At 67.6% G+C, this 21,138-nt stretch carries 18 protein-coding genes, 2 tRNA genes and 2 pseudogenes; 4 read left to right on the forward strand and 18 right to left on the reverse strand.

The genetic code is table 11. From position 1 onward, the window contains the following. Window positions 1-114: 114 nt before the first annotated feature. The 5 genes and pseudogenes from Sfulv_RS09400 to Sfulv_RS09420 all read right to left on the reverse strand — a co-directional run bounded on the left by Sfulv_RS09400 (window position 115) and on the right by Sfulv_RS09420 (window position 6,548). A pseudogene (locus Sfulv_RS09400) lies at window positions 115-1,400 on the reverse strand (rod shape-determining protein). Window positions 1,401-1,424: 24 nt separating this feature from the next. Then, a complete protein-coding gene (gene ndk / locus Sfulv_RS09405; RefSeq protein WP_173313264.1) occupies window positions 1,425-1,838 on the reverse strand; it encodes a nucleoside-diphosphate kinase in 414 nt (137 codons plus the stop codon). 111 nt (window positions 1,839-1,949) lie between these two features. Beyond that, window positions 1,950-2,306 carry a DUF4233 domain-containing protein gene (locus Sfulv_RS09410; protein WP_173313265.1) on the reverse strand — a complete coding sequence of 119 codons (357 nt, stop codon included), beginning with the start codon at window positions 2,304-2,306 and terminating at the stop codon, window positions 1,950-1,952. Window positions 2,307-2,309: 3 nt separating this feature from the next. Continuing rightward, window positions 2,310-3,812, reverse strand: coding sequence for a bifunctional tetrahydrofolate synthase/dihydrofolate synthase (gene folC, locus Sfulv_RS09415; protein WP_173313266.1), 1,503 nt, complete (start codon window positions 3,810-3,812; stop codon window positions 2,310-2,312). A 114-nt stretch (window positions 3,813-3,926) separates the two neighbouring features. Then, window positions 3,927-6,548, reverse strand: a complete 2,622-nt coding sequence (locus Sfulv_RS09420) for a valine--tRNA ligase (protein ID WP_173313267.1) — start codon at window positions 6,546-6,548, stop codon at window positions 3,927-3,929. A 136-nt stretch (window positions 6,549-6,684) separates the two neighbouring features. Between Sfulv_RS09420 and Sfulv_RS09425 the strand changes: the two genes are divergently transcribed. Beyond that, a complete protein-coding gene (locus tag Sfulv_RS09425; RefSeq protein WP_173313268.1) occupies window positions 6,685-7,683 on the forward strand; it encodes a hypothetical protein in 999 nt (332 codons plus the stop codon). Between the two features lie 78 nt (window positions 7,684-7,761). Here the strand turns inward: Sfulv_RS09425 and Sfulv_RS09430 are convergent, their stop codons facing one another. Next, window positions 7,762-8,481, reverse strand: coding sequence for a transposase (locus Sfulv_RS09430; protein ID WP_246353069.1), 720 nt, complete (start codon window positions 8,479-8,481; stop codon window positions 7,762-7,764). Between Sfulv_RS09430 and Sfulv_RS09435 the strand changes: the two genes are divergently transcribed. Next, on the forward strand, window positions 8,480-9,664 hold the full coding sequence (locus Sfulv_RS09435; RefSeq protein WP_179764412.1) for an IS110 family RNA-guided transposase: 1,185 nt from the start codon (window positions 8,480-8,482) through the stop codon (window positions 9,662-9,664). The two genes, Sfulv_RS09430 and Sfulv_RS09435, sit on opposite strands and share 2 nt — an antisense overlap. Before the next feature lie 70 nt (window positions 9,665-9,734). On the opposite strand, the gene Sfulv_RS31445 is transcribed toward Sfulv_RS09435, so the two are convergent. The 8 genes from Sfulv_RS31445 to Sfulv_RS09475 form a co-directional block, all read right to left on the reverse strand. Next, window positions 9,735-10,031 carry a transposase gene (locus tag Sfulv_RS31445; protein WP_173313270.1) on the reverse strand — a complete coding sequence of 99 codons (297 nt, stop codon included), beginning with the start codon at window positions 10,029-10,031 and terminating at the stop codon, window positions 9,735-9,737. Between the two features lie 718 nt (window positions 10,032-10,749). Beyond that, on the reverse strand, window positions 10,750-11,055 hold the full coding sequence (locus tag Sfulv_RS09445) for a helix-turn-helix domain-containing protein (protein WP_173313271.1): 306 nt from the start codon (window positions 11,053-11,055) through the stop codon (window positions 10,750-10,752). After that, entirely contained in the window at window positions 11,055-11,438 is a 384-nt protein-coding gene (locus Sfulv_RS09450; RefSeq protein WP_173313272.1) for a type II toxin-antitoxin system RelE/ParE family toxin, read from the reverse strand. Before Sfulv_RS09450 ends, Sfulv_RS09445 begins: the two co-directional genes overlap by 1 nt. 102 nt (window positions 11,439-11,540) lie before the next feature. Then, entirely contained in the window at window positions 11,541-12,839 is a 1,299-nt protein-coding gene (gene clpX / locus Sfulv_RS09455; protein WP_173313273.1) for an ATP-dependent Clp protease ATP-binding subunit ClpX, read from the reverse strand. A gap of 155 nt (window positions 12,840-12,994) precedes the next feature. Further along, a complete protein-coding gene (locus Sfulv_RS09460) occupies window positions 12,995-13,678 on the reverse strand; it encodes an ATP-dependent Clp protease proteolytic subunit (RefSeq protein WP_281385805.1) in 684 nt (227 codons plus the stop codon). 76 nt (window positions 13,679-13,754) lie between these two features. After that, window positions 13,755-14,360: an ATP-dependent Clp protease proteolytic subunit gene (locus Sfulv_RS09465; RefSeq protein ID WP_173317729.1), complete on the reverse strand. Its 606-nt coding sequence runs from the start codon at window positions 14,358-14,360 to the stop codon at window positions 13,755-13,757. Between the two features lie 261 nt (window positions 14,361-14,621). Further along, window positions 14,622-16,016, reverse strand: coding sequence for a trigger factor (gene tig / locus Sfulv_RS09470; RefSeq protein ID WP_173313275.1), 1,395 nt, complete (start codon window positions 16,014-16,016; stop codon window positions 14,622-14,624). 149 nt (window positions 16,017-16,165) lie between these two features. Then, window positions 16,166-16,242, reverse strand: a tRNA-Pro gene (locus Sfulv_RS09475). A gap of 178 nt (window positions 16,243-16,420) precedes the next feature. On the opposite strand from Sfulv_RS09475, the gene Sfulv_RS09480 reads away from it, so the two are divergent. Continuing rightward, window positions 16,421-16,494 (forward strand) — tRNA-Gly (locus tag Sfulv_RS09480). Window positions 16,495-16,557: 63 nt separating this feature from the next. Here the strand turns inward: Sfulv_RS09480 and Sfulv_RS09485 are convergent. Then, a complete protein-coding gene (locus Sfulv_RS09485) occupies window positions 16,558-16,752 on the reverse strand; it encodes a hypothetical protein (RefSeq protein ID WP_173313276.1) in 195 nt (64 codons plus the stop codon). 502 nt (window positions 16,753-17,254) lie between these two features. On the opposite strand from Sfulv_RS09485, the pseudogene Sfulv_RS09490 reads away from it, so the two are divergent. Next, window positions 17,255-18,408: pseudogene (locus tag Sfulv_RS09490) on the forward strand (acyltransferase family protein). Between the two features lies 1 nt (window position 18,409). Here the strand turns inward: Sfulv_RS09490 and Sfulv_RS09495 are convergent. From Sfulv_RS09495 to Sfulv_RS09505, 3 genes are all read right to left on the reverse strand, one after another. After that, a complete protein-coding gene (locus tag Sfulv_RS09495; RefSeq protein ID WP_256668850.1) occupies window positions 18,410-18,910 on the reverse strand; it encodes an HD domain-containing protein in 501 nt (166 codons plus the stop codon). A gap of 118 nt (window positions 18,911-19,028) precedes the next feature. After that, window positions 19,029-20,174: a PP2C family protein-serine/threonine phosphatase gene (locus tag Sfulv_RS09500; RefSeq protein WP_173313278.1), complete on the reverse strand. Its 1,146-nt coding sequence runs from the start codon at window positions 20,172-20,174 to the stop codon at window positions 19,029-19,031. Between the two features lie 132 nt (window positions 20,175-20,306). Continuing rightward, entirely contained in the window at window positions 20,307-21,116 is an 810-nt protein-coding gene (locus Sfulv_RS09505; protein WP_173313279.1) for an Fpg/Nei family DNA glycosylase, read from the reverse strand. Window positions 21,117-21,138 lie beyond the last annotated feature (22 nt).

Consider the following 21,138-nt stretch of genomic DNA (forward strand, 5'->3'; position numbering starts at 1 on the left):
CGTGCCTTCCTCGTCGGAATGTTCGTGCCTGGATATCAACGGTCTTCGCCACCGGGCGGCAGCGTCCGCCCGTCCCGGCACCCCGGAGGGGGTGAGGGCCGGGCGGAGGATCACTCACCTGCGCGGCTGGGCGTCCAGTACCTGCTGGAGCGCCTCGAACTCCTCGACGCACTTGCCGGAACCGAGCGCCACGGAGTCCAGCGGGTCCTCGGCGATGTGGATCGGCATGCCGGTCTCCCGGCGCAGCCGCTCGTCCAGGCCGCGCAGCAGCGCGCCGCCGCCGGTCAGGACGATGCCCCGGTCCATCACGTCGCCCGAGAGCTCCGGCGGGCACTTGTCGAGGGTCGTCTTCACCGCGTCGACGATCGCGTTGACCGGCTCCTCGATGGCCTTGCGGACCTCGGCGGCCGAGATGACGACCGTCTTGGGGAGCCCGGACACGAGGTCGCGGCCCCGGATCTCGGTGTGCTCGTCTTTGTCCAGGTCGTACGCGGAGCCGATCGTGATCTTGATCTGTTCGGCGGTCCGCTCACCGAGGAGGAGCGAGTACTCCTTCTTGATGTGCTGGATGATCGCGTTGTCCAGCTCGTCACCGGCGACCCGGATCGACTGGGCAGTGACGATTCCGCCGAGCGAGATCACCGCGACCTCGGTGGTGCCGCCACCGATGTCGACGACCATGTTCCCAGTGGCCTCGTGGACCGGCAGTCCCGCGCCGATGGCCGCCGCCATGGGCTCCTCGATGATGTGCACCTGACGCGCGCCGGCCTGCGTCGATGCCTCGATGACGGCGCGTCGCTCGACCCCTGTGATGCCGGAGGGCACACAGACGACGACGCGGGGCGGGCCAGATAGCGGCGCTTGTGGATCTTGAGGATGAAGTAGCGGAGCATCCGCTCCGTGATCTCGAAGTCGGCGATCACGCCGTCCTTCAGTGGCCGCACGGCGACGATGTTGCCCGGAGTGCGGCCGATCATCTTCTTGGCCTCGGAACCGACCGCGAGAATGCCACCCGTGTTGGTGTTGATGGCCACGACGGACGGCTCGTTCAGAACGATGCCGCGCCCCCTGACGTACACCAGCGTGTTGGCAGTCCCGAGGTCGATAGCCATGTCACGGCCGATGAACGACATTGAGTTCCCCTTGTTCCCCATGAGGATGCGTCGGGCCTTCCCAATTGAAGCGATTGGCTTGTTTTGGTAGGCGAGGGTGGGCGCTGTGGGCGTGGAAGCTTCCATCGTAGTGCCGTATGCACGGACACAGCGCGACGGTCCTGCGCCATTGTGGGCGGAACGGGTGTCCGTTCCACTCATGGTGACGATACGTCGGGAGGATGGGTTCCCGCACTCCCAGAGCCTAAGCGGAAGGGCGACCGAATTACTTCGGTCGCCCCAGGTCATGAGCGCTGTTTGGCTGATCCGGAGTCAGGAAAGTCCGGGGAAGAACAGCTTCAGTTCCCGTTCGGCGGACTCCTCGGAGTCCGAGGCGTGGATGAGGTTCTCCCTGGTGATCGTGCCGAAATCACCACGGATCGATCCGGGCGCGGCGGCGATCGGGTCGGTCGGACCCGCGAGGGCGCGGACTCCCTCGATGACCCGCTCACCTTCGGCCACAAGAGCGACGACAGGGCCAGATGCCATGAATGCGACGAGCGGCTCGTAGAACGGACGGCCCTTGTGCTCGCCGTAGTGCTGCTCCAGCGTCTCCTGGTCGAGCGTGCGCAGCTCCAGCGCGGTGATCTGCCAGCCGGCCTTGCGCTCGATGCGGCCGACGATCTCGCCGATCAGCCCACGCCGGACGGCGTCGGGCTTGAGAAGGACGAGGGTGCGCTGAGTCATGGACGGCTCCTTGCAGGCATACGGGTGCGGTGAGGCGAGATTACAGGGCTGCCCGAACGGACCCACGGCCGGGTTTGCGCACGGTGCCGCCGCGCGACGGCACGGTGGAGCTCAGCCCGCGGCCGGTGTCCGCGCGGCCTCCTGAGCCGCCCATCTGGCCTTGGCCTCGTCGATCTTGCGCCCGTAATGTACGGACGCCCACCACAGGCCGCCGAAGGCCAGCCCGAGGACGAACATCATCGGAACGACGAAACCGCTCAGCACCAGAGCGGCCTGGAGCGCCCAGCCCAGCTGGATGCCGCCCGGACGGGTGATCAGACCGCACAGGACGAGGGACAGCAGCATCCCGACGCCGCAGACCGTCCACACCGCGGCCGTCGACAGGCCGTCGGACTTCATGGCCACGAGACCGGCGAAGCCGATGACGAAGAACTCGCCGATCAGCGTCGACGCGCAGAGCATACGCACAGGTCAGCCCTTTCCCAGAAGCAGCCGGGCCTCGCCGACCGTGATCACGGAACCGGTCACGAGCACACCCGCTCCCGCGAACTCGTCCTCTTCCTCGGCGAGCGTGATCGCCGCCTCCAGCGCGTCGTCGAGGCGCGGCTCGACCTGTACGCGGTCGTTGCCGAAGACCTCGACGGCGATGGTGGCAAGCTCGTCCGCGTCCATCGCGCGCCCGCTGGAGTTCTGCGTGACGACGACCTCGGCGAAGATCGGCTCGAAGGCTTCGAGGAGCCCCCGTACGTCCTTGTCCCCGCTCGTGCCGACGACACCGATGAGCCGGGAGAAGCTGAACGCCTCCGACAGCCCGGCCGCGGCGGCTCGCGCGCCCGCCGGGTTGTGGGCCGCGTCCAGGACGACGGTGGGGCTGCTGCGCACGACTTCGAGCCGGCCGGGCGAGGCGACGGAGGCGAACGCCTTGCGGACCGCCTCGATGCCGAGCGAACCGCTCTGCTCGGCACCGATGCCGAAGAACGCCTCGACGGCGGAGAGCGCCACCGCCGCGTTGTGGGCCTGGTGGGCGCCGTACAGCGGGAGGAAGATGCCGTCGTACTCCCCGCCGAGCCCCCGCAGGGTGAGGAACTGGCCACCCACCGCGATCTCCCGGGAGACGATGCCGAACTCCATGCCCTCCCGGGCCACGGTGGCGTCCACCTCGACGGCCTTCTTCAGCATCACCTGGGCGGCGTCCACGGGCTGCTGCGCGAGGATGACCGTCGCGCCCTGCTTGATGACGCCGGCCTTCTCCCCCGCGATCTCCCCGGGCGTGTTGCCGAGGCGGTCCGTGTGGTCCAGCGAGATGGGGGTGACGACCGCGACCGCGGCGTCGATGACGTTGGTCGCGTCCCAGGTGCCGCCCATGCCGACCTCGACGACCGCGACGTCCACCGGCGCGTCGGCGAAGGCCGCGTACGCCATGCCCGTCAGCACCTCGAAGAACGACAGCCGGATCTCCTGCTGGGCGTCGACCATGTCGACGTACGCCTTGATGTCCTCGTACGTCTCGACGAAGCGCTCGGCCTCGATCGGGGCGCCGTCCAGGCTGATCCGCTCGGTGATCGACTGGACGTGCGGCGAGGTGTAGCGGCCGGTGCGCAGGTCGAAGGCGTTCAGGAGGGCCTCGATCATGCGGGCCGTACTGGTCTTGCCGTTGGTCCCGGTGATGTGGATGGAGGGGTAGGCGCGCTGCGGGTCACCGAGCACGTCCATCAGCGCCGCGATGCGCGTCACCGAGGGTTCGAGTTTGGTCTCGCCCCACCGGCCGGCGAGCTCCCGCTCGACGGCGCGCAGTGCCTTGTCGGTCTCCGGGTCGGTGGGACGGGCGGGAACCCCGGCGTCCTGCGGCGGTCCCGTGTGGGTGCGCAGTGTGCGGCTCCCGGCCTCGATCACCGCCAGGTCGGGGTCGCGCCGGGTCTCGGCGTCGACGATCTCGTCGAAGCTGTTGTCGCTGGGGTCGGGCTGCTCGGTCACGGGCCCAGTCTACGGAGGACCACCGACACGGCCCGCTACCCGCCCTCCCCCGCGCCTCCTCCCCGGTACGCGTAAGGCCCGGACCAAGGTCCGGGCCTTACATGGGCGCACCGGTCAGGCCGCGGGCAGACCGTCCAGCTGACCCTGGATGCGAGCGATGTCCGCCTCGGCCTTGGCCAGGCGACCGCGGATCTTCTCGACGACGTGGTCCGGGGCCTTCGCCACGAACGCCTCGTTGCCGAGCTTGCCATTGGCCTGCGCGACCTCCGAGCGGGCCGCGTCGAGGTCCTTCGTCAGGCGCTTGCGTTCGGCCGCGACGTCGATCGTCCCGGAGAGGTCGAGCGCCACGGTGGCGCCCGCGACCGGCAGCGTCGCCGTGGCCTGGAAGCCGTCATCGGCGGGCTGGAGGCGAAGCAGCTGGCGGATGGCCGCCTCGTGCGGGGCGAGCTCCGTCCCGGTCAGGGTGAGCCGCGCCGGGACCTTCTGGCCCGGCTGGAGACCCTGGTCCGAGCGGAACCTGCGGACCTCGGTGACGACCTGCTGGACCAGCTCGATCTCCGTCTCCGCGGCGTCGTCGCGGAAACCGGAGTCGGTGGGCCAGTCGGCGATGACGACGGACTCACGGCCGGTGAGGGCCGTCCACAGCGTCTCGGTGACGAACGGGACCACGGGGTGCAGCAGGCGCAGCATCACGTCCAGCACCTCGCCGAGGACCCGGCCCGAGACCTCGGCGGGCTTGCCGCCCGCGAAGAACGTCGTCTTGGACAGCTCGACGTACCAGTCGAAGACCTCGTCCCAGGCGAAGTGCCGCAGCGCCTCACTGAGCTTGGAGAACTGGAAGTCGTCGTAGTACGCGTCGACTTCGGCGACCGTCTTGTTGAGCCGGGAGAGAATCCAGCGGTCCGTCACCGACATCGCGGCGGCGGAGGGGAGTTCACCCTCGATCGTGGCGCCGTTCATCAACGCGAAGCGCGTGGCGTTCCAGATCTTGTTGGCGAACTTCGCGGAACCCTGCACCCACTCCTCGCCGATCGGGACGTCCACGCCCGGGTTGGCGCCGCGCGCCAGGGTGAAGCGCAGGGCGTCGGAGCCGTACTTGTCCATCCAGTCCAGTGGGTTGACCACGTTGCCGAAGGACTTCGACATCTTCTTGCCGTGCTCGTCGCGGACCATGCCGTGCAGGACGATCGTCCTGAACGGCGGGACACCGTCGTTGACGTACAGGCCGAACATCATCATCCGGGCGACCCAGAAGAACAGGATGTCGTAGCCGGTGACCAGGACGGAGTTCGGGTAGAACTTCGCGAGGCTGTCGGTCTGTTCGGGCCAGCCCAGCGTGGAGAACGGCCACAGGCCGGAGGAGAACCAGGTGTCCAGGACATCGCTGTCCTGCGTCCAGCCCGCACCCGTGGGGACCTCGTCGTCCGGTCCGACGCAGACGACCTCGCCCTCCGGGCCGTACCAGACGGGGATGCGGTGGCCCCACCAGAGCTGGCGCGAGATCGTCCAGTCGTGGAGGTTGTCGACCCAGTCGAAGTACCGCTTCTCCATCTCCTGCGGGTGGATTCTGACGCTGCCGTCGCGGACGGCGTCACCGGCCGCCTTGGCGAGCGGGGCGACCTTGACCCACCACTGGAGGGAGAGGCGCGGCTCGATGGTGGTCTTGCAGCGCGAGCAGTGGCCGACGGAGTGGACGTACGGGCGCTTCTCGGCGACGATCCGGCCCTCGGCGCGCAGCGCGGCGACGATGGCGGAGCGGGCCTCCAGGCGGTCCAGGCCCTCGAAGGGACCGGGGACCGTGATGACGGCGCGCTCGTCCATGACGGTGAGGAACGGCAGGTCGTGTCGCTTGCCGATCTCGAAGTCGTTCGGGTCGTGCGCCGGGGTCACCTTGACCGCGCCGGTGCCGAACTCGGGGTCCACGTGGTGGTCGGCGACGACGGGGATCGTACGGTCGGTGAGCGGCAGCCTGATCTGCCTGCCGACGAGGTGCCTGTAGCGCTCGTCGTCGGGGTGGACGGCGACGGCGGTGTCACCGAGCATCGTCTCGGCGCGCGTCGTGGCGACGACGATGGTCTCCTCGCCGTCGCCGTACGTCATGGAGACGAGCTCGCCGTCGTCCTCCTGGTACTCGACCTCGATGTCGGAGATCGCGGTGAGGCAGCGGGGGCACCAGTTGATGATGCGCTCGGCGCGGTAGATCAGCCCGTCGTCGAACATCCGCTTGAAGACGGTCTGGACGGCCTTGGAGAGGCCCTCGTCCATGGTGAAGCGCTCACGGGACCAGTCGACGCCCTCGCCGAGGCGGCGCATCTGGCCGGAGATCTGGCCGCCGGACTCGTTCTTCCACTGCCAGACACGCTCGACGAACGCCTCGCGGCCCAGGTCGTGGCGGGACTTGCCCTCCTTGCCGAGCTCGCGCTCGACGACGTTCTGGGTGGCGATGCCCGCGTGGTCCATGCCGGGCTGGTAGAGCGCCTCGAAGCCCTGCATGCGCTTGCGGCGCACGAGGGCGTCGATCAACGTGTGCTCGAAAGCGTGCCCGAGGTGGAGGCTTCCCGTGACGTTGGGCGGGGGGATGACGATGCTGTACGGGGGCTTGTCACTGTGCTCGTCGGCTTCGAAGTACCCGCGTTCCACCCAGCGCTCGTACAGCTTCCCCTCTACCTCGGCCGGCGCGTACTGGGTCGGCAGTTCGGGGTTGCTGACTGTCTGCTGCTGAGTGTTCTCGGTCACGGGGCACAGTTTAGGGCCGTCACGGTCCTGCACTGAAACCGGTTGTTCAGTAACGGTGTGCCGCCCGATGCCCCACGTCAGGGCCGCGTCCGCGAGGATGTTCGGAACGCATAAGCATTCTGGAGGGGACAGCAGCATGAGCCACAACCAGCCGGGTCCGTACGGCGGGCAGCCGCCGCAGGGCCAGCCCGGACCGTACGGCCAGCAGCCGGGCCCGTACGGCGGCCAGCCGCCACAGGGTCCCCCGCAGGGCCAGCCCGGTTACGGGTACCCGCAGCAGGCCCCTCAGGGCGTACCGCCGCAGCAGCCCCCGCAGGGCTACGGCTACCCGCAGCAGGGCCAGCAGCCCGGTCCGTACGGCCAGCAGCCGCCCACTCCCCCGTACGGCGGACAGCCCGCGTACGGCGGTCAGGTGCCGATGCCGCCGGCCGCGCCCAGGAAGAAGACCGGTCTGATCATCGGGGGCGCCGTCGTGGCCCTGGCGGTCATCGCGGGCGGCGTGTACTTCATGACGTCGGGGGGCGGCGCCAGCAACAGTGACGTCGCGGACTCCACCAAGGGCTACAAGCTGACGCCCGCGGCATCCGTGGACGACTTCAAGAAGGGCTCCTCGAACGAGATGCCCTCGGGCCCGATGACGGGCAAGGACAAGGCCGAGGCCGAGGCCATGGGCGTCAAGAACGCCAACAACGCCGGCGCCCAGTACGTCAGTGGCACTAAGGAGAACCCGCTCACGCAGAAGATGCTCTACCTGACGGGCATGTGGGGCGAGATCACCGACCCGGCGAAGGTCATCGACGGCTCCTTCAAGAACGCCGAAAAGGAAATGGGCAAGACGTCCGGCAGCGCGGACATCTCCCTCGTCGGCAGCCCCAAGAACATCACGCCCGAAGGCTTCGATGGCGCTCTGATGAAGTGCCAGAACCTGAAGACGATCAATGACGAGGCCGACGGCACCGCGGCGAACGGCCCGAAGGAAATCATCATGCCGGTCTGTGTGTGGACCGACTACAGCACGGTCGGCGTGGTCGTTGGCTTTGACGTCGGCGCAGCAATGACCAACAAGCCCATGCCCCAGTCTGAGGTTGCCGAACTCGCAGCCAAGCTTTACAATACCTCCCGCACCAAGATCTGACTCTCAGTACGAACGAAGGGGCATCCGGCTGTCCTGGTCGGGCGCCCCTTTCACTTGCCTCATTTACTTCGGGATGTCTCATGTGGTGAGCTTCGCCAGCTTCTTGTAGCAGGTGAGAGCTGCGGCGAGGCCGAGGTAGGCCAGGAAGTGGCTGCCCTTTCGTTCGTATCGGACGGTAAGATGTCGGTAGCCGAAGAGCCAGAAGATCGACCGCTCGATCTTCCATTGGTGACGGCCGAGGCGCTCGCCGGACTCGATGCCGGGGCGGGCGATCCGTGGGACGAGGTTCCGGCCGCGGAGCCACTTGCGGTGCTCGGCGGAGTGATATGCCTTGTCCGCTCGGATCTTCACGGGGTTCCGCCGGTGTGGTCCGCGTCGGGACCGGACGGCGGGTATGCCGAGGATCAGCGGCTTGAACGCCTGGCTGTCGTGCGGGTTCGCCCCCGACACCCCGACGACTAACGGGATGCCCTGGGCGTCGGACAGAACATGCAGTTTGCTGCCCTTCGCACCACGATCAACCGGGTTTGGCCCGGTCAGCGATCCCCCGTTACCTTCTTCGTGGCCTCGCAATGAGGCTCCCGGCCTTCGGCCCCGGTATGACTTGAGCCCCCAGTCGAGATGATCGAAAAGGTGGTGTCGCCGGGTGCCGGAGGCATTGGCAGACCGCTGATTAGAGGCACGATCGCCCCTTGGGGCAGTCTCTTCGTAACGTGGATGCCGGCACGCTGATGCCGCAGGTGAGGCCGGGGAACAGGCGAGCACGGGAGCGAAGGGCACGTCGGACGAGACTGGCATCGACGTCTATCTGGGCCTGGACGTCGGCAAGGGGGTTCACCACGCCACCGCCGTGAACCGGGCGGGGAAGAAGGTCTTCGACAAGCCGCTGCCCAACAGCGAACCGAAGCTGCGGGAGCTGTTCGACAAGCTCCAGACCAAGCACGGAACGGTGCTGGTGGCCGTCGACCAGCCGGCTTCCATCGGGGCTCTGCCACTGGCGGTCGCCCGGGACGCGGGATGTCAGGTCGCCTACCTGCCCGGACTCACGATGCGACGGATCGCCGATCTTTACCCCGGCGAAGCGAAAACCGACGCCCGCGACGCGTTCATCATCGCGGACGCAGCCAGAGCGATGCCCCACACCCTGAGGACGATTGATCCCGCGGACGAGACTGCTGCCGAGCTCGCGATGATCGCCGGGTTCGACGACGACCTCGCGGGTGAGTCCACCCGGATCGCCAACCGGCTCCGCGGCCTCCTCACCCAAATCCACCCGTCGCTCGAGCGGGTCCTGGGCCCGCGTATCCAGCACCCGGCCGTGTTGAAGTTGCTGGACCAGTTCGGATCCCCGGCTCAGATCCGCAAAGCCGGACGCCGTCGCCTCGTGACCTTGATACGTCCCAAGGCGCCGCGGATGGCCGAACGGCTGGTCGAGGACATCTTCACCGCACTCGACGAACAGACCGTCGTCGTCCCAGGCACCGAAGCAGCCGCCTTGATCGTCCCCAGCCTCGCCAGTTCCCTCCAGGCCGTCCCTGACCAGCGCAAACTCCTCGCCACAAGGATTGAGGAACTTCTGGACACCCACCCTCTTTCCCAGGTCCTGATCTCGATGCCCGGCATCGGGGTCAGGACCGCGGCCCGCATCCTCGTCGACGTCGGTGACGGCAGCGGCTTCCCCACCGCCGGACATCTCGCCGCCTACGCCGGCCTGGCACCCGTGACCAGGAACTCCGGCTCCTCCATCCGCGGCGAGCACCCCTCACGACGCGGCAACAAACAGCTCAAGCGGGCCTTCTACCTCGCCGCGTTCGCCTCGCTCTCCCAGCCCGAGTCCCGCGCCTACTACGACCGCAAACGCCGCGAGGGAAAACACCACATCGCCGCCCTCATCGCACTCGCCCGACGACGCATCGACGTCCTCTTCGCCATGCTCCGAGACGGCACCTTCTACCAACCGCCCACACCAGCTACGGCTTGACGAAAACCATAGAGGCACCTTTTTTGCGCGGACGGACGCCGCGTCGATGATCGCCGACGTCCGGTCCAGTTCACCCCTGGCCCCGAGTTCGTCCAGCACCGCCCGGTGCAGCCGACGCCACAACTCCCACCTCGGTCCGCATCGTGAACCGGCGATGCGCTGTCGCCGGCGAGGTATGGAACGTCGGCGGCAGATGCCGCCAGGCACACCCACTGGTCAGCACGTACACGACCGCAGTGAACACCGCCCCCTCATCGACTAGGGCCGTCCCACCTCCCTGCGGACGAGGCTTGAACCCAGGCAGCAACGGAGCTGCCAACTCCCACAAACCGTCGGGCACGAGCCGACGCGACAGATCAACACTCACGATCCAGCATCATGCCGTATCACCGACTCATCACGTGAGACATCCTCTTACTCACCTGAAAGCAAGAAGTTCTTGAGCACTGACTCGCACAGGATCGTTCCCTCAGCTTGAGCAGGGGTGCCGACCAGGGAATCCCGTCTGCCAGTAGAACGCTCACTGGTATCAAACAAAAAGATTTCGGCCAAAATTTCGAACCCCGCTTACATGGCAGATTTTCACATGATTTCATCGTTCAGCGTCACATCACTAGCGACGAACATGAAGGATTGCATCATGCGCTTGAAATCCAGCCGACTGGCGACAGGCTTTGTCTTGACTGCGGCACTTACCGCGGTTCCGTTGACTACGGCAACGCCAGCATCCGCATCTCAGAGTTCATGCATTCTCAGCCTTTCCAACGCCGGAGTCACCATAGGTCCGAAGGTAAGAGCAGCGTGCAACTGGCCTGCCGCCTACCCTGGCGTCACACCCAGTACCGCATGCATGACACTGCTCCAGCAGGCGGGGATCACAACATGGGCAATCCGCTATTCGGCATGCATTCGCGCTTAAAGGCGACTGGGCTTCCTGGATGCGAGGTGGCCCCCACGGGCTCCGCGCCCATCACCTGGCGGGAGGCACTGGAAGTAGTCTGACCCTACGCCGCGTTCTCGTGCGAGCCGCTGTCGATTCTTCCGATCGGGCCGGCTCGTGCGAGACCTGTGGCGGAGCTCCTGGATCAGAGCTTCACTGACACATTTCCGACCGTAGCCAGTATCGTCAGCTCGCCGCCGATGGCTTGGAGGTAGGCCGACATCGTCGACGTATCCAGGCGGACGCCTCCACGCTCGATCTGACTGATCCGCCCTTGCGTCACTCCCATTACCTTCGCTACCTGCACCTGGGTCATCCCCTGCGCTTTACGGAGGGAGGCCAGTTCATGACCTCTCTCCGCATCGACCATCTCGTCCTTGATGGCGTCGATGCGGGCACGCTTCTCCGGCGTGATGTCAGCCGTGAGGTCGGCCATGCTGCCGAGCTTCATCAGTCGTCCTCCTCCTTCAGAGCTTCAAGGTAAGCGACGTACCTTGCATCAGCCTGCTTGATCGCCTTGGTGTACCAGGCCGCCCACTGCCGACCGCTCGCCTTGTTCCCTGCGACGAGAAAGACTGCCCGCCGCACAGGATCGAAGACGAAGAGCATCCTGATGCTGACCGAGCTCCCACTCCGAGGGCGGAGCTCTCGCATGTTGCGGAACTGGCTGCGCTCAATGGCTCCCACCGTCGGGCGCCGCAGGGCGGGTCCGCACTCCTGGAGTCTCTCCAAAGCAGCAATGACATGCTCGTGACTGTCCGGATCCTCCTTGGCGAGCTCTTGAATCCACTCCAGGACATCTGCGAAGAATCTGAGTTCGTACGGACCGTCCACGACGAATATATTAGCTCCAACTAATGATACTCGTCAAGAAAAAGGCGCCCAGCCGCTCTACCCGGCCGGGCGCCCCTTCGGCGTACGTGCTGTCGCGTGCCGCTACGCGGACTTCTCGTGGCGGCCGCCGTCGTTCTTGCCGATCGTGCGCGGCTCGCGCGGGACCAGCGTCGGGTTGACGTTGTTGCGGACGACGTCCGAGGTGATGACGACACGGGCGACGTCCTTGCGGGACGGCACCTCGTACATCACGGACTGGAGGACTTCCTCCATGATGGCGCGCAGGCCGCGCGCGCCGGTCTGGCGCAGGATCGCCTGGTCGGCGATGGCCTCCAGCGCCTCGCGCTCGAACTCCAGCTCCACACCGTCGAGCTCGAACAGCTTCTGGTACTGCTTCACCAGTGCGTTACGCGGCTCGATGAGGATCTGGAGCAGCGCCTCGCGGTCCAGGTTGTGGACCGAGGTCAGCACGGGGAGGCGGCCGATGAACTCGGGGATCATCCCGAACTTCACCAGGTCCTCCGGCATGACCTCCTGGAACTGGTCGCTCGCCTGGATCTCCAGCTTGGAGCGGATCGTCGCGCCGAAGCCGATGCCCTTGGCGCCGGCCCGCGACTCGATGATCTTCTCCAGACCGGAGAAGGCACCGCCCACGATGAACAGCACGTTCGTCGTGTCGATCTGGATGAACTCCTGGTGCGGGTGCTTGCGGCCGCCCTGCGGCGGTACGGAGGCGGTGGTGCCCTCCAGGATCTTCAGCAGGGCCTGCTGGACGCCCTCGCCGGAGACATCGCGGGTGATCGACGGGTTCTCGCTCTTGCGGGCGACCTTGTCGATCTCGTCGATGTAGATGATCCCCGTCTCGGCCTTCTTGACGTCGTAGTCAGCGGCCTGGATCAGCTTCAGCAGGATGTTCTCGACGTCCTCGCCGACATAGCCGGCCTCCGTCAGCGCCGTCGCGTCGGCGATGGCGAACGGGACGTTGAGCATGCGGGCGAGTGTCTGCGCGAGGAGCGTCTTGCCCGAGCCCGTGGGGCCCAGCAGCAGGATGTTGGACTTGGCGAGCTCGATCGCGTCGTCCCGGTTGGCCCCGCCGCTGTTCTCACCGGCCTGGACCCGCTTGTAGTGGTTGTACACAGCGACCGAGAGGGCCTTCTTCGCGGGCTCCTGGCCTACGACGTACCCCTCAAGGAACTCGTAGATCTCGCGCGGTTTGGGAAGCTCCTCCCACCGCACCTCGGAGGTCTCAGCGAGCTCCTCCTCGATGATCTCGTTGCAGAGATCGATGCACTCATCGCAGATGTACACACCGGGCCCCGCGATGAGCTTCTTCACCTGCTTCTGGCTCTTTCCGCAGAACGAGCACTTGAGCAAGTCGCCGCCATCACCGATGCGTGCCACGAGGTGCTTCCCCTTCGCCTGGGAGACGCCTGGTTCAGCGGCTCCTGGTCCCTCTGTCCGACGGTACCTTGCCTGACCCCCCGTACGGGCCCCCCTTGGCACGGTTCACACGGCCGAGACCGTGCGAACGGGATGTGCCAAGGGGAAAGACCGACTCAGACGGAGGCGCCTGCAGTCGTCTTGCGGGTGGAGACGATCTGGTCCACCAGACCGTACGCGAGGGCTCCCTCCGCGGTAAGGATCTTGTCGCGCTCGATGTCCTCGCTGATCTTCTCCAGCGGGGTGGTGGAGTGCTTGGCCAGCATCTCCTCCAGCTGCGTACGCATCCGGAGGATCTCGTTGGCCGCGATCTCCAGGTCGGAGAGCTGCTCACGGCCGGTCTGCGAGGACGGCTGGTGGATCAGGACACGGGCGTGCGGGAGCGCCATGCGCTTGCCCGGCGTGCCCGCCGCCAGCAGGACCGCGGCGGCGGAGGCCGCCTGGCCCATGCAGACCGTCTGGATGTCCGGCTTCACGAACTGCATCGTGTCGTAGATCGCGGTGAGCGCGGTGAACGAGCCGCCGGGGCTGTTGATGTAGATCGAGATGTCGCGGTCCGGGTCCATCGACTCCAGGCACAGGAGCTGCGCCATGACGTCGTTGGCCGAGGCGTCGTCGATCTGGACGCCGAGGAAGATCACGCGCTCCTCGAAGAGCTTCGCGTACGGGTCGTACTCACGCACACCCTGCGAGGTGCGCTCCACGAAGCGCGGGACGACGTAGCGGTTGTCCACCTGCGGGCCGGTGTAGAGACCGCTCGCGGAGGCGCCGGGGAAGTTGTTCATGTGGGTGTTCACCATCCTGGTGGCGTTCTGGGGGCTGGGTTCTCGGCGTACGAGAGGTGCGGAAGAGGGTGCCGGTCCGGTGGAAGCCGGATCAGGCGCCGGTGCCGCCGCCGCCCGGGATGCCCGACGCGACCGTGATGATCTCGTCGATGAGGCCGTACTCCTTGGCCTCTTCCGCGGTGTACCAGCGGTCACGGTCGCCGTCGCGGATGATCGTCTCCACGGTCTGACCGGAGTGGCGGGCGGTGATCTCCGCCATACGCGTCTTCGTCCGGAGCAGGTACTGGGCCTGGATCTTGATGTCCGAGGCGGTACCGCCGATGCCGGCCGAACCCTGGTGCATGAGGATGTCGGTGTTCGGGAGCGCGAAGCGCTTGCCCGCCGAGCCGCCGGTCAGCAGGAACTGGCCCATCGAGGCCGCCATGCCCATACCGATGGTGACGACGTCGTTCGGGATGTACTGCATGGTGTCGTAGACCGCCATGCCTGCGGTCACCGAGCCACCGGGGCTGTTGATGTAGAGGTAGATGTCCTTGTCCGGCTCGGCGGCAAGGAGCAGCAGCTGTGCGGTGATCTTGTTGGCGATGTCATCGTCGACCTGCTGACCGAGGAAGATGATGCGCTCGCCGAGCAGTCGGCTGTAGACCTGGTCGCCGAGGCCACCACCGAGGGACGGCTCTCCGGCGGCGTAGGGCATCAGATTCGTCACGTATCCACCTGCTCGTCTCTGACGGCTCCGGCCGTCTCAGCGTCTTCGTACCGGGTGGCCCGGGACTGCTCCACCCTTCCTTCATGGACCCTAACGCGCAGGTAGGACAACGCCATCCCGCTTCCCCAACTGTTCGCTGGGAGCGCAAGGTGAGCAGTCCGCACACGGGTTCCGACGATCGCACGCCGATACGGCGACGGGTCCCGGACGCACAGCGTCCGGGACCCGTCGTACGGATCGGTGCGAGGCTCAGCCCTGGGGCTTGGCCTCGGCGGTCCCGGAGTCGCCGTCGGCGGCCTCCGTGGCCTCTGCGGCCTCGGTGGGCTCCTCCTCGTCGTCCTCCAGGTCGACGACGTCACCGTTGGTGTCGAGGACCTTGGCGGCCTCCACGACGACGGCGAGCGCCTTGCCGCGGGCGACCTCGCCGACGAGCATCGGCACCTGGCCACCCTCGACGACGGCCTGGGCGAACTGGTCGGGGCTCATGCCGGAGGAAGCCGCACGCCGCATGAGGTGCTCGGTGAGCTCCTCCTGGTTGACGTTCAGCTTCTCCTTGTTGACGAGCTCGTCGAGGATGAACTGGGTCTTGATGCCCTTGACCGCCTGCTCGGCGGTCTCGGCCTCGAACTCCTCCAGGGTCTTGCCCTGGATCTCCAGGTACTTCGCCAGGTCGATACCCATCTGACCGAGCTGGTGGTGCTCCAGGTTGTGCTTGCGGGTCTGGACCTCGTCCGCGAGGAGCTTCTCGGGGATCGGGACCTCGGCCAGCTTCAGCAGCTCCTCCAGGACGCGTTCCTGGGCCTGGGTGGCCTGGTCGTACTGCTTGGTGTTCTCCAGGCGCTTCCGGCTGTCCGCCTTCAGCTCGTCGAGCGTGTCGAACTCGCTCGCCATCTGGGCGAACTCGTCGTCCAGCTCGGGGAGCTCGCGGGAGGCGACGGCGGTGACCTTGACGGTGACCTCCGCGACCTTGCCCTCGGCGGAGCCGCCCTTCAGCTGAGAGGTGAAGGTGGCCTCGCCACCGGCCTCCAGGCCGGTCACGGCCTCGTCGATGCCTTCGAGGAGCTCGCCGGAACCGATGGTGTACGAGACACCGGCGGCCACGCCGTCCTCAAGGACCTCTCCCTCGACCTTGGCCTCCAGGTCGATCGTGACGACGTCGCCTTCGGCGGCGGCGCGCTCGACCGGGTTGGTGGAGGCGAAGCGCTCACGGAGCTGCTCCACGGCCTTCTCGACGTCCTCGTCGGTGACGTCGAGGGCGTCCACGGTGACCTCGATGCCGGAGTAGTCCGGGATCTCGATCTCGGGGCGCACGTCAACCTCGGCGGTGAAGGACAGCAGCTCGCCGTCCTTCAGCTCGGTGATGTCGACCTCGGGCTGGCCCAGAACGTTGAGCTCACCCTCGTTGACCGCCTCGGTGTAGAACTTCGGGAGGGCGTCGTTGACGGCCTCCTCCAGAACAGCACCACGGCCGAACCGCTGGTCGATGATCCGGTTGGGGATCTTGCCCTTACGGAAGCCCTTCACCGTGACCTGCTGGTTGATCTTCTTGTACGCCGCGTCGAGGCTGTCCTTGAGCTCCTCGAAGGGCACCTCGATGCTGAGCCGAACCCGGGTCGGGTTCAGGGTCTCCACGGCGCTCTTCACGGTTCGGTCTCCTTGGGGGCTGACTTCTCTGGGTTCTGCTGGACCGCCGGGGGCGGCTTCGCGGATCGGGCCCGGTTCATCGGACACACGGGCACGCACTGTGCATAGTAACGGCAAGGGGGATGACTCCCCCAATGCGATCTTGTCTGTGGTCGGGGTGGCCGGATTCGAACCGACGACCTTCCGCTCCCAAAGCGGACGCGCTACCAAGCTGCGCCACACCCCGTCGGTGCGACACGTAGGGTACATGCCGCCGGGCGGTCCCTCGCACGCTTTGCACCGGACGCCTCACAGCGGGTGTCCGGGGCGGCGGCGCCCGGCACCGCAACGGGTGTGCGGAGCACGCCGCGAACCCGCTACGATGCTGTTCGTGCCGAGGTCCACGGACCCGCGGCACGGTGCGTGCGGGCGTAGCTCAATGGTAGAGCCCTAGTCTTCCAAACTAGCTACGCGGGTTCGATTCCCGTCGCCCGCTCCATGCGAAGGCCCGGTCAGGCAGTCACCGCCTGACCGGGCCTTTCGCGTTCGTCGCCCGGAGGCTTCAGAAGCTGATCTGGTTGATGGTGTCCGCGAGCGAGTTCATGAACCTGTTGATCGACGGCGCCATGCCGGTCGACGCCAGGAAGAAGCCGAAGAGCACTGCGACGATCGCGGGCCCGGCCTTGATGGACCCACCTCGGATCAGCACCACCAGGATGATCGCCAACAGAAGCACCACAGACAGTGAGATGGCCACTACTGATCACACCCTTGGTCGGTCCGCCTTGCCGGCCCGGCAGCGTGCACTCCCGAACGCTCCGTCGCGTCCATCGTGCCATCAACTCCCGCGTGGTCGCTGCCGGGTGACGTACCGACCTGCCCGAATCGCGCCATAGTCGCGCCCGCGCGCGCTCCGGGGCGGACAGCTGGGGGCGGGCGCCTCCGCCCGGCCCCGGCCATGCGGCGCACGGGCTGCGGGCCCCGCCGGGAGAAAGCTGTGAGTCACCTGTGCGCCGGCCAAGGGGAATTCGAAGGGTCGGGGCCGTTTCCATATCCCCACACTTCATTCACAGCCCATTACCAGGACTCCACCGAAGGGAATTCATATCCCCCGACCATCCTTCCATATGCACCATTTAAGGGGGATTAAAGGGCGTGAAACGACCGGAGATCGGTGGTTTGACTTCCGGATGATCGAGAACACGAGATTTATCTTGAGAGTTTCACCAATGGCGATCGACGGGTCTAGGGTGCCTTAGATGTTCCACGCTCCGAGCGCATTCCAGAGGGCCCCACTCCCCCCTGCGACCCGGGAGTCGGAGCCCAGACCCGTGCGGACCATGACCGCCCCCGGCACTCCCCCCACCCCGTGCCGACCGGTTTCCCTGCCGCCGCACCGGCCGGAAGGCGGGACGCCTACTTCGACAACGTGAAGTTCCTCGCCATCGTGCTCGTCGCGGTGGCGCACGCCTGGGAACCGGTGATGGAGGGCAGCCGGGCCACCCGGGCGCTGTACATGGTCGTGTACACCTTCCACATGCCGGCCTTCATCATCGTCTCCGGATACTTCTCGCGCTCCTTCGAGATGACGCCGGGAAAGGTGAAGCGCCTGATCACCGGCGTCGTCGTGCCCTACGTGGTGTTCGAGACCGCGTATTCGCTGTTCAAGCGGTACGCCGGGGGGGCACCCGGGCAGGAGATCAGCCTGCTCGACCCGATGTTCCTCACCTGGTTCCTGATCGCCCTGTTCGTCTGGCGGGTCACCACCCCGCTATGGAAGACCCTGCGCCACCCGCTGGCGGTGGCGCTCGGGATCGCCGTGCTCGCCTCAATGACCCCGGCGATCGGCGACGACCTCGATCTCCAGCGGGTGCTCCAGCTGCTGCCCTTCTTCGTGCTCGGCCTGCTTCTGCAGCCCGGGCACTTCCAGCTGGTGCGGCGGCGCGAAGTCAGGCTCCTCAGCCTGCCGTTGCTCGCGGGGGCCCTGCTGTTCGCGTACTGGGCCGCGCCCCGCATGCGGCTCGGCTGGTTCTACCGCAGCAACAGCGCGCAGGAGATGGGCGCTTCCTGGTGGGCGGGGGCCGTGATGTCCGTGGCGATGTTCGGCTGCGCGCTGGTCCTGACCGCCGCGTTCCTGGCCTGGGTGCCGCGTCGGCACCTGTGGTTCACGGTGCTGGGCGCCGGGACGGTCTGCGGCTACCTCCTGCACGGCTTCCTGGTGAAGGGCGCCGGATACGCCGGGCTGTTCGACCGGTTCGAGTGGCTGGGCTCTCCCGGCGGACTGGTGCTCGTCTCGCTGGTCGCCGCGGCGGCGGTCACGCTGTTCTGTACGCCGCCGGTGCGGCGCCTCCTGCGGTTCGCCACGGAGCCGGACATGAAGTGGGCGTTCCGGCGGGACGCCGGAAGGCTCTGAGTCAGCGGGACGACGGGTTGGCTTGATTCCGTCGTTCGACGGGCGGTTCGCCGTCCGTGAGACTCAACAGCTCTCGTACCTGCGCATATTTCGCTGTCAGACGGGTACGCGTGGCCGCTTCCAGCACCGCGAGTCTGGCCGGGTCGGCGTTGTGAGCCAGATCCGACTCCTTGACGAGCAGGGCGCCGGGGGTCGCGAGAATCCTCGCGGTGTACGCCGGAAGATCCTCGCCGTCCTGTTTGGTGACGGCCAGGACCATGTCCTTGACGGGTTGCGGCAAGGCCGCCCCGTCCAGCCACCGCCGGCTGAGCGCCCCGTCCTCGACGGCGTCGTGCAGCCAGGCCGCGGCGATCTGCTCCTCGCTCCCACCCCGCGCCCGCACGCCGTCGGCGACGGCCGCCAGGTGCTCGGCATAGGGGCGCCCCGCCTTGTCGGTCTGTCCGGCGTGGGCCTCGCGGGCGATCGCCTCGACTTCGGCCAGGGTCAGTCGGGGAGTCGTCACGTTGCCGACCCTACCCATGGGCCGGGGCAAGAGGGCGCGAAGGGCGGGGAGTACGGGGCAGCACTGCCGGGTTGACGGGTGCGGCGTTTCGGCCGCTTCCCTGTGGTTCGGGGGTGGTTCAGACGCGCCGGGACAGCAGGAGCAGTGCGCGGTCGTCGTTGACGTCCTTCGCGCATGCCTCGATCAGATGCCAGGCAGCGCCTTCGAAGCCGGTGGCGACATAGCGGTCGGCTTCGCCCGTCAGCCGGTCGATGCCCTCGGCGATGTCCCGGTCCGAGGTCTCCACCAGGCCGTCGGTGAAGAGCATCAGGACGTCGCCTGGGGCCAGATGGCCTTTGACCGCCTCGAACTGGGCCCCGTCGTAGACGCCGAGGAGAGGGCCCTCCGCCGCCATCTCCTCCCAGGCGCCGCTGCCCGCGTGGAGCTGGAGGGCCGGCGGATGGCCGGCGGAGAGGAGCTCGTAGTCGCCCGACTCCAGGTCCAGGACCAGGTGGATCGAGGTGGCGAAGCCCTCGTCCCAGTCCTGGCGCAGGAGGTAGCCGTTGGCGGCGGGCAGGAAGCCGTGCGGGGGGAGCGAGCCGAGCAGGCCGCCGAACGCCCCGGACAGCAGCAGGGCGCGGGAGCCGGCGTCCATGCCCTTGCCTGAGACGTCGGTCAGGACGGCCTCCAGGGTCCGGCCGCCGTTGGTGCGGGCGGCGACGACGAAGTCGCCCGAGAAGGACTGGCCGCCCGCCGGGCGCAGGGCCATCTCCCGGTGCCAGCCCTGGGGCAGCATCGGCAGGGCGCTCTGCACGCGGATACGTTCGCGCAGGTCGAAGAGCATGGTGCCGCCGCCGCGCCAGGGAACGCCGACTCTCGCCCTGAACTGGGCGAGTACCAGGCCGAAGAAGCCGCAGGCCGCGACCACCAGCACGGTGCCGGGGGTGACGCGGGCGGACTCCGCGCCGTACGGGCCGAGTGTGAGGGACTCGACGATCAGCGCGGCGGCGGCCGCCGCGTACAGGCCGAGCAGGCTGGCCGGACGCAGGACCAGGCCGCCCGCGACGATCGGGAGCACGAGGGCCGCGGGGGCGCACCACAGCGGGTTGAGGAGGGTGGCGCAGGTGATGGCCGGGATGGTGAGCAGCAGGCCGACGAGGGCGATCCAGTCGGAGCCGTCGCCGCGGAAGTAGTCCACTCCGGATTTACGCAGGGCGATGCGGGCCCGGTGCGCCGATCTTCGCCACCGGGCCGCGTACGAGTCTGGTCCTCCGCGACGTGCCATTGCGGGGACCCTATCCACCCGGGGGGCTCCGGTGCAGGGGGACCCCGGTGACAATGCGTTCGAAATCGGGGCGCTCGTCGCGCATATGCCTGGCGGGGCGGCACGGCGAACGCCGGGCGGGCCCGGTGCGGCTCAGTGTTCCTGGCAGTTCGGGCACCAGAAGAGGTTGCGGGCCGCCAGGACCGCCGTGCGGATCTCCGTCGAACAGATGAGGCACGGCTGGTGTGTGCGGCGGTAGACGTAGACCTCACCGCCGTGGTCGTCGACGCGCGGGGGGCGGCCCATCGCCTCGGGCAGGTGCTCGGGACGGACCGTGTCGATGCGGTTGTGACGGACGCCTTCGCGCATGAGCTGCGCGAGGTCGGTCCAGATCGCGTCCCACTCGGCGCGGGTGAGCTCCTTGCCGGGGCGGTACGGGTCGACGCCGTGCCGGAACAGGACCTCGGCGCGGTAGACGTTGCCCACACCTGCGACGACCTTCTGGTCCATCAGGAGCGCCGCGACGGTGACGCGGCTGCCGCTGACGCGCCGCCAGGCCCGCTCGCCGTCCTCGTCGGTCCGCAGCGGGTCCGGGCCGAGGCGGGCGTGTATGGCCTGTTTCTCCGCCGGGGTGATCAGGGCGCAGGTGGTGGGGCCGCGCAGGTCGGCGTGGTGGTCCTCGTTCACCAGGCGCAGCCGGACGGTGTCGGTGGGCGGCGGGGCCGGGGTCCCGCCGAAGCCGAGCTTGCCGAAGAGGCCGAGGTGGATGTGGACCCAGCCGGTGTCACCGAAGCCCAGGAAGAGGTGTTTGCCGTGGGCGTCCACACCGGTGAGGGTGCGGCCGTCGAGCAGGGCGGCGCCGGCGGCGAACGTGCCCTGCGGGCTGCTGACCCGCACCGGGGCGCCCGCGAACCGCTCGCGGTGGTCGGCGGCGAGGCGGTGGATCGTGTGTCCCTCGGGCACGCGGGCTCCCGTACAGGTGTGG

The sequence above is a fragment of the Streptomyces fulvorobeus genome, assembly GCF_013167895.1.
Lineage (GTDB): Bacteria > Actinomycetota > Actinomycetes > Streptomycetales > Streptomycetaceae > Streptomyces > Streptomyces fulvorobeus.

What these genes read in the sequence shown, in the direction of transcription:
- Sfulv_RS09430 (WP_246353069.1), bottom strand. Translation starts at nt 8,481, where the DNA reads ATGCCAGTCTCGTCCGACGTGCCCTTCGCTCCCGTGCTCGCCTGTTCC.
- ndk (WP_173313264.1), bottom strand. Translation starts at nt 1,838, where the DNA reads ATGACTCAGCGCACCCTCGTCCTTCTCAAGCCCGACGCCGTCCGGCGT.
- Sfulv_RS09445 (WP_173313271.1), bottom strand. Translation starts at nt 11,055, where the DNA reads ATGAAGCTCGGCAGCATGGCCGACCTCACGGCTGACATCACGCCGGAG.
- Sfulv_RS09425 (WP_173313268.1), top strand. Translation starts at nt 6,685, where the DNA reads ATGAGCCACAACCAGCCGGGTCCGTACGGCGGGCAGCCGCCGCAGGGC.
- Sfulv_RS09460 (WP_281385805.1), bottom strand. Translation starts at nt 13,678, where the DNA reads ATGGTGAACACCCACATGAACAACTTCCCCGGCGCCTCCGCGAGCGGT.
- Sfulv_RS09465 (WP_173317729.1), bottom strand. Translation starts at nt 14,360, where the DNA reads ATGCCCTACGCCGCCGGAGAGCCGTCCCTCGGTGGTGGCCTCGGCGAC.
- Sfulv_RS09500 (WP_173313278.1), bottom strand. Translation starts at nt 20,174, where the DNA reads ATGGCACGTCGCGGAGGACCAGACTCGTACGCGGCCCGGTGGCGAAGA.